Consider the following 7,501-nt stretch of genomic DNA (forward strand, 5'->3'; position numbering starts at 1 on the left):
GTCAGGCTGTTGGTTGGTGTTGTCCACGATGAAAACGAAGGGCTAACGTATTGCCGTGAACTTCCGGCGAGGGTGATGATGCAACACGAAGAGCGCAATAGTTTGACTGATCCCGCCTCCAACTTCAGGCATACGCAGTTCGAAGGCGAGATGAAGCTGCGCCTTGCCGTTCCCTTTGACGCCTGGGAGCCCATTGGCAGGGAAGGGCCTATAACGACCGGAGCGCGCGCTCATCTGGCCCGCCTTGCCGAAGCCGGCAACGGAGGCATGGCCTGATACGCTCGGGTCGGGCCCAGTAGTCGACCGCCAACTTGTCTGCACTTGTCCGGATCCCATGCGCGACCGGTGGTTCCGCCGCTAATCGGGTGTAATTGGGTCAAGAAATGGGTTGCGGAAAATGGGTGTTATTGGGTATTTAAATGGGTATGATCCAAATCCATACGCTCCGCATCACCCCGAACTTTCTTTCGATCATCGCCGAAATCGACGAGTTCAAGGGCGCATGGCGCGCGCTCGGAAGTCTCGCCCCCGAGCGGCTGTCCGCCTTGCGCCGCGTCGCTACGATCGAAAGCATCGGCTCTTCGACCCGCATTGAAGGAAGCCGACTCTCAGATCAGGAGGTCCAGCGTCTTCTCTCCAACCTCGACATCCAGACCTTCTCGACCCGAGACGAAGAGGAGGTAGCAGGCTACGCCCAGGTCATGGATGCGGTCTTCGCCTCGTGGCGCGACATGGACGTGACCGAAAACCATATCCGCCAATTACACCGGGACCTTCTGCGGCACAGCGGCAAGGATCAGCGCCACAGGGGAGCCTGGAAGACCGCGCCAAACTCGATCGCGGCTTTCGACGACACAGGGCGGCAGATTGGCGTCGTGTTCGAGACCGCCACCCCCTTCGACACCCCCGGCCGCATGGTTGAACTGATCGACTGGTACAACACCGCCACCCGGGACCGTGAACTGCATCCGCTGCTGCTGATCGGAGTCTTCGTCGTGGTCTTCCTCGAGATCCATCCGTTCCAGGACGGCAACGGACGTCTCAGTCGGATCCTTACGACCCTCCTGCTTCTGCGCGCAGGCTATGCCTATGTACCGTACTCCTCCCTCGAAAGCGTGATCGAGCAAAGCAAGGAGGCCTACTATCTGGCCCTTCGACAGACCCAGGGAACGATCAGGTCTGACAGTCCGGACTGGGAACCTTGGCTCGGCTTCTTCCTGTCCGCGCTGCAGCGCCAGATGCATCGTCTGCGCGTAAAGATTGAGCGTGAACGACTTTTGATGGGTAGCCTCCCGGAAGTTTCGGCGCAACTCTTGGACCTCGTGCGAGACCACGGTCGCTTGACCATCGGCGACGCCGAGCGCCTGTCCGGCCAGAATCGCAACACACTGAAGCAGCACTTCCGCGCGCTGGTGGCAGATGGCCACCTGAGCCTGAACGGAGCCGGGAGGGGGGCTTGGTATTCGCTCCGATAATTTTGATTATGCAATCTCCATCGACGCGATGGGCGGAAAGCGGCCTGACAGCGCTGTGGCACGGCAGTCGCAGCGACCTCGGAAAGCAGACATTGGACTTGCCCGGAAGAGGCAAGCTGACAGTGCTGCAAGTTTCCTAACGGAGTGGCCTTGCCGGAGCACGGCGATCTTCCTAGTGTCATGTTGGGGCGGCGGTTTGATGGTCGTCTGTTGGTTTTCGTTTCGGGGTATTCATGACGCAGACGCCGGCCGAGCAGATTGCCGATGATCCAAATTCATCATTGCCGTTGAGGATCCTGGACGATCTGATCGAGCGTATGGCGCTTTCCGCGGATGCGAAGGCGTTGCTCAGCGATCTGGCGCGGATCACGGTCCATTTCGGGCGCGTGCTGATCCCGATCGGCCGCAAGATCCTGACACTGGCGCTGGAGATCGTGAGATCTTTCCCCAACACGGTGTTCGGCATTGTCGTCACAGTCGCGGTCGGGCTTGTGCTGGGTTCGATGGGGAAGATTGCAGTGGCTCTCGGGGCTGTTCTGACGCCCTTAATGCTTATCTTTGCGGTCACAAAGGGGATGATGGCGGATTTCGCCCAGGCCAATTGGGCAAGTAGCCTGCGGGATCTGGAGCGGAAGCTGGCGACGGTGGCCCCGTGACGCAACCCGAAGCTGCCCCGGCGCGGCCGGTCGGATTTGACGGGGTGCGGCAGGTTGTGGCCGTGCCTCTGACCTTCAAGGCCAGGCTTGGCATCGGCGAAGCGGCTTACGGCAGTTTGACCACCGGTCGTGCGCTGGCGGACTTGTGGCATGTGGGGGCCAGTGCCGCGGCAGGCGGGGCCGTCGCAGGCGCAGCGGCCGCGCCCTCGACCTTCCTGGGCGGCTTGAGCGTCGCCTTGGGGTTGGCTGCTGCTACGCCCATCGGCTGGGTGGTGGGCGGGGCGGCGGCGACGGGTGCGCTCAGCTGGGGCGTGTTGCGCCTGTGGCGCGGCTACACCGGGTCGCGGGTCGAGGTGGTGCCGAAGTTCATCAACACGCCCCTCGACCTGCTCGGCGCCACGCTTTTCGACCTGATGGCCGGGCTGGCGGTTCTGGTCGCACGGGATGCCGGTCACCTGGACGAGGCCGAGCGCGAGACGATCCGGGATTACTTCACCACCGGCTGGGGGCTGGCCCCCGACTACATCGCCGCGGCCCTGCCGCTGATCGAAGAAAGCACGGAAGGGAAATCCGTCGAGGAGGTCGCGCAGGTCCTGGCCGAGTTCAAGCGGCAGAACCCGGATTGCAACTATCAGACCATGTCGGCAGGGTTGATCGCCTTCCTGACCGAGATCGCGGAGGCCGATGGTGCGGTGTCCGAGGCCGAGCAGGCGGCGATCGACCGGGTGCGGAAGGTGCTGGATGCGGGCGACCGGGGGTTCATCACCGGGCTTGCCGGGTCGGTTGCCGATCAGGTCTCCTCGGCGGGGGGATGGCTCTGGGATCGGGCCTCCGGTCTGTTCGGCGGCGCGGAGGCGGAAGGGGAGGCCGAGGTCCCCGCCTTGGTCAGGCCGCCGGTGCCGGTGATCTGGCTTCTGGGGAAAACGGCGGCTGGGAAAAGCTCGCTGATGCAGGCGCTGACCGGGGCCAGCACGGCCGAGATCGGCAATGGCTTCGTCCCCTGCACGCGTACCGCGCAGGCCTTCGAGTTTCCGGCCACCGATCCCGTGCTGCGCTTTCTGGACACCCGGGGGCTGGGCGAGATCGCCTATGATCCGGCGGCGGATCTGGCCGAGATCCAGAAATCGGCCAATCTGATGCTGGTGCTGATGCGTCTGGACGATCCGGTGCAGGGCATGATCACCGAGGCGCTGGCGAAGATCCGCAAGAAGGACGGCAAGCTGCCGATCGTCGTGCTGCATACGGCGGGCGACCTTCTGCCCGATCCGCAAAGCCGGGACCGCATGGAGCAGATCAACCAGAAGGCGGTGGAAAAGGCATGGGGCAGGGCGCTGCCGAAGCTGCGGCTTGAACTGAAGGATCCGCGCACGGCCGACCTGTCCGCACTTCATGCCGAGCTGGAGCAGATCCTGCCCTCGGTCGCGATCTACTTGCATGCCGCCGAGGCCACCACCGCCGAGGAGGCGGAGTTCGCCCGCAACCGCGCCCTGGTGCTGGGCTATGCGGGAAGCGCCACGGCGGGCGGGGCCCTGCCGCTGGTCGGGCTGTTCTCGGTGCCGGGCCTGCAGCTGGCCATGCTGACCGCGCTTGCCAAGCGCTACGATGTGGAATGGGACCGATCCGCCCTCGCGAAGTTTGCGGCCACTCTCGGCGCGGGTGTGGTCGGGTCCCAGGCCCTGGGCCTGGGCGCGCGGGAACTTGCGAAGCTGGTGCCGGTGTTCGGCCAGACCGTCGCCCCGGTCGTCAGCGCGGGCTGGAGCGGGGCCGCCACATGGGCGCTTGGCCGGGCGGCAGGCTACTACCTATACTATGCAAGGGAAAACAGACCTGTGGATGAAGCCGCGCTGCGCGAGATTTTTGCGGCGGCGCTGAAGGGGAAGAACCGTGCTGCCGATTAAGGCGCTGCTCCGGCAGTTTCTGCGCGGGCGGCAGCTGGTCACTCTGGCCGTCGTCGCGCTGCCTTTCCTTCTTCTCTTCGCCCTGGGCATCGTCTGGCTGGCCGAGAATGGTCTGGCGCTGACCTTCGCTTTGGTGACCGGCGGGCTCATCGTTTTCTACCGGCTTGTGGCGCTTCTGGTGCTTTGGGTTGAACGGCGCCGCGCCTCGGCGCAGCCGCCCGCCCCACCCGCCGATGACACGCCTCTCGTCGCCGAAAACCCGGACTGGACCCATCGTGAACGGCAGGCCTTCCAGACCCTCTGTCAGGAGATCCGGGACAAGCTGAAGTCCCCCTTGCCTTGGCCTGCGATGCAGAACGAGGCCCTTGAGACCGCAAAGCGTGCCGCCGTCCTGCATTCGGACGGGAAGCGCGATGTCCTGAGTTTCTCCATCCCCGAGGCGCTGCTGCTGGCCAACCGCGTCACGGCGCAGCTACGGTCCGATATCCGCAAGTATGTTCCCTTGGCGGAGACGGTCAGCCTGACGACGCTGTTCTGGATCTGGCGTCACCGCAAATGGATCGGGCACGCAGTAACCGCGCACCGTCTCTACAAGGCCTACAGGAACATGCCCGTTGCGATCGCTAACGAGGCGCAAGGGTTGATGCTGGGCGTGGACGCTGAGACTGTCAAAAGCACAGGAGAGGCCATCGTGCAGCGCCTGCTCCTTGAAGAAGTGGCTAAGGCCTCGCTGGACCTCTTCGGCGGCCATCTGCGATTTTCCGATGCGGAGCTTCTGGAGATCACCCTTGAGTCCCAGACTGCGGACCTTGCCCATCAGGCGCAGGAGGATCTGCCTCTGCGCGTGGTGGTGGTGGGTCAGGTTAGCTCGGGCAAGACCAGCCTGATCAATGCCCTGGCCGGCGAGGACCGGGGCGAGACCGATGTGACGCCGACCACGCCCGCGCTGGTCAGTCACCATCTGGATCTGGCGGGAGAGGGGTTCACCTTCGCCGATACCGAAGGGATAGATGGCAGCGAGGCGGTCAACAAACGGCTGCTGGCCCAGCTGTCCGGGGCCGATCTGCTGCTTTGGGTCGTGCGGGCGAACCGACCCGCCCGCGCGCCGGACCTTGCCCTGCTGCGCGCCTTCCGCAAAGCCATGGCGGACAACCCCGCGCGCCGGGCGCCGCGCATCATCGTCGTGGTCACCGGGATCGACCAGCTGATCCCGGCCTGGCCATTGCCTGAGAACCTGATGGGCCCGCAGGACCAGGCGCTGGTGGCCGAGGTGATGCGCAGCATCTCCCATGACCTTGGTGAACCCCTGCCTGTGCCCGCCGTGGCCACGACGCCAAGCTGGAACATCGCGCAGCTTGAAACGCAGATCGGCCTCGCCGTTCCGGAGGCGATGCTGGTCCAGCGCAACCGGCGCAGGTTGAGCAGCGCGGCCAAGGCCGGAGGCTTGCTCGCGGAAACGAGCACCGCTGGGAAAGGGGTTTTGAAGGCCGGACAGCTGCTGTGGAGGGGCTGGCGTAGCTGAGGTCCATCCCGATCGTGCTCAGACTCTGAGCTACAGCCGCACTGCCCCCTAAGGCCCGTGACCTACTTGCCACGCATATCGTGAAGCAAACCGGCTCTTTCGACCAGGAAGCCACGCAAACCAGGACACCGCAGAGATGCCGGACATCATCGACGGGCTGGCCGAATGCTCCCGCGACACGCTCGGCGAACAGCGGGGGCTGCTTCTGCTGACGGCGCACCGGGCGACGGGGCTGGAAGTCGACCATGTGGTGATCCTGAATGGCGACTGGGACAGGCCCGCGTAGGGCGACGATCCGGAGCGCCGCGCCGACTGTTTCATGTGGCCATGACCCGCGCTCAGATAAGCCTGACCATCATGATCATCCCAGCCCTCGGCAGACAGGCCACGGTGCAGGAGTTTGCCGATCCAGGCCTCGACAGCTGGTTCGTCGAGAACAGGATCGCGATTCCGTTCTGCCCTCCCGACGTGGTGCTTTGCCAGGAATGGCGCAGGAGCAGGCATGCCAGATCATGAACCGGCTAGAACTGCTGCGTCATGCGGGAAAAATTGACTGCGGGCAGAGGGCCTCTCGACAAGACGCCCGTCTGGTCTAGCAGCGTCAGCGCCTCGCCCAGAAGCCGGCGGCTTGTGATTCTGCGGTCCATTCTCGACAACATCAGGGCTACATCAGCCATGCCAGTCGCGTGTCTCGCCGCGCCACCCCTCGAAGGGCGGCTTTGGAGAATTCGGCAGTGCGGCATCGTGGCGCGCTGACCGGCGGCTTAGGGCCGTAAGCGGATACTGAGGGGGCTCACGCCCCCTTCTCGAACTTCATGACCGGGATCCCGAGCTTCTTGGCCTTGTCGGCGAGGTTCTCCTGGATGCCATTGCCCGGGAAGACAAGGACGCCCACGGGCAGCACGTCCAGCATGGCGTCGTTGCGCTTGAAGGGGGCGGCTTTGGCGTGCTTGGTCCAGTCAGGCTTGAAGGCCACCTGCGTCACGCCCCGGGCCTCAGCCCATTTGGCGGCGATGAGTTCTGCGCCCTTCGGGCTGCCACCGTGCAGGAGGACCATGTCGGGATACTTGGTCCGGACCTGATCGAGCTTGCCCCAGATCAGGCGGTGATCGTTGAAGTCGGTCCCGCCGGTGAGGGCGACCTTTGGACCTGCGGGAAGCATTACCTCGGTCTCCGCGCGCCGCTTGGCGGCCAGGAAGTCGCGGCTGTCGATCAGCGCTGCGGTCATGTGCTGGCGGTTCACCATCGAGCCGGTGCGGGGGCGCCAAGTCGATCCCGTGTGATGGACGAACTCGGTGGCAGCGTGATCGCGCATCATGTCCATGCAGTTGCGCCGTTCGATCAGCGTCAGGCCTTCGGCCGTCAGGCGCTCGAGTTCGGTCGATTTCACCTCGGAGCCGTCCTGCTCGCGCTGAAGGCGGCGCTGCGCTTGTTCATTCTCATCGAGCGACCGCTCAACCCTTGCCGTCGCGCGGTGGAAGAGGTTGACCTGGCCCCAGAGCACCTCTTCGAGGTCGGGTTCCATGCGGGTGTCTTCCAGGGTCGCGACGAGGGCATCGAAGATGTCGGCGACGGCGACCGCGAGGCGCTGCCCATCGGGCATCGGGCGCGGATCGGGCTCGTCAAAGGGGCGGTAGCCATAGAGCTGCAGCTCGTCGAGCGCATGGGCGGTCTGGGATGCGGTGTGGGCGGGTTCATACGCGTCGTCGTGGGTGTGGATCGTCATTGGTTTCTTGCCTCCGGGCCTCTCTCGTCCGCGCGTCATCCCGCGCGGCCTTCATGGGCTGCGAAAGCTGTCACGGGGGACGCCCCTTCACCCCGCCTTCGGGGCCGGAACGCATGTGGAGGAGGACGGGGGGCGGCTGATTTGATGATGTGGACACCCCCACCCCAACCGTCGAGTCTGGCTTCAACGGTTCCCCGGGAAGAAGGAGTGGTTGGATATGTCCG

At 64.6% G+C, this 7,501-nt stretch carries 7 protein-coding genes; 6 read left to right on the forward strand and 1 reads right to left on the reverse strand.

Translation table 11 applies throughout. The features are described from left to right. Window positions 1-75: 75 nt before the first annotated feature. From ACO2Q5_RS18440 to ACO2Q5_RS18465, 6 genes are all read left to right on the forward strand, one after another. Window positions 76-276, forward strand: coding sequence for a hypothetical protein (locus tag ACO2Q5_RS18440; protein ID WP_189382947.1), 201 nt, complete (start codon window positions 76-78; stop codon window positions 274-276). A gap of 143 nt (window positions 277-419) precedes the next feature. Continuing rightward, the gene (locus ACO2Q5_RS18445) at window positions 420-1,475 is read left to right on the forward strand and encodes a Fic family protein (RefSeq protein WP_423293757.1); all 1,056 of its coding nucleotides are present in this window, start codon (window positions 420-422) and stop codon (window positions 1,473-1,475) included. A 233-nt stretch (window positions 1,476-1,708) separates the two neighbouring features. Then, window positions 1,709-2,131: a hypothetical protein gene (locus ACO2Q5_RS18450; protein WP_423293759.1), complete on the forward strand. Its 423-nt coding sequence runs from the start codon at window positions 1,709-1,711 to the stop codon at window positions 2,129-2,131. Next, complete coding sequence (locus ACO2Q5_RS18455; RefSeq protein WP_423293761.1) at window positions 2,128-4,029, forward strand: TerB family tellurite resistance protein; 1,902 nt, start codon at window positions 2,128-2,130, stop codon at window positions 4,027-4,029. Before ACO2Q5_RS18450 ends, ACO2Q5_RS18455 begins: the two co-directional genes overlap by 4 nt. Further along, window positions 4,016-5,551, forward strand: coding sequence for a GTPase (locus ACO2Q5_RS18460; protein ID WP_423293763.1), 1,536 nt, complete (start codon window positions 4,016-4,018; stop codon window positions 5,549-5,551). Before ACO2Q5_RS18455 ends, ACO2Q5_RS18460 begins: the two co-directional genes overlap by 14 nt. Before the next feature lie 136 nt (window positions 5,552-5,687). Beyond that, entirely contained in the window at window positions 5,688-5,837 is a 150-nt protein-coding gene (locus tag ACO2Q5_RS18465) for a hypothetical protein (RefSeq protein WP_423293765.1), read from the forward strand. A gap of 507 nt (window positions 5,838-6,344) precedes the next feature. Here ACO2Q5_RS18465 and ACO2Q5_RS18470 read toward each other — a convergent pair. After that, window positions 6,345-7,277 carry a DUF2493 domain-containing protein gene (locus ACO2Q5_RS18470; RefSeq protein WP_423293767.1) on the reverse strand — a complete coding sequence of 311 codons (933 nt, stop codon included), beginning with the start codon at window positions 7,275-7,277 and terminating at the stop codon, window positions 6,345-6,347. Window positions 7,278-7,501: the final 224 nt, after the last annotated feature.

The organism is Neotabrizicola sp. VNH66, from assembly GCF_049445895.1.
Lineage (GTDB): Bacteria > Pseudomonadota > Alphaproteobacteria > Rhodobacterales > Rhodobacteraceae > Pseudogemmobacter.

Bases quoted from the DNA above. Each gene is read 5' to 3' on its own strand.
- ACO2Q5_RS18470 (WP_423293767.1), bottom strand. From the start codon at position 7,277: ATGACGATCCACACCCACGACGACGCGTATGAACCCGCCCACACCGCA.
- ACO2Q5_RS18440 (WP_189382947.1), top strand. From the start codon at position 76: ATGATGCAACACGAAGAGCGCAATAGTTTGACTGATCCCGCCTCCAAC.
- ACO2Q5_RS18445 (WP_423293757.1), top strand. From the start codon at position 420: ATGGGTATGATCCAAATCCATACGCTCCGCATCACCCCGAACTTTCTT.
- ACO2Q5_RS18450 (WP_423293759.1), top strand. From the start codon at position 1,709: ATGACGCAGACGCCGGCCGAGCAGATTGCCGATGATCCAAATTCATCA.
- ACO2Q5_RS18465 (WP_423293765.1), top strand. From the start codon at position 5,688: ATGCCGGACATCATCGACGGGCTGGCCGAATGCTCCCGCGACACGCTC.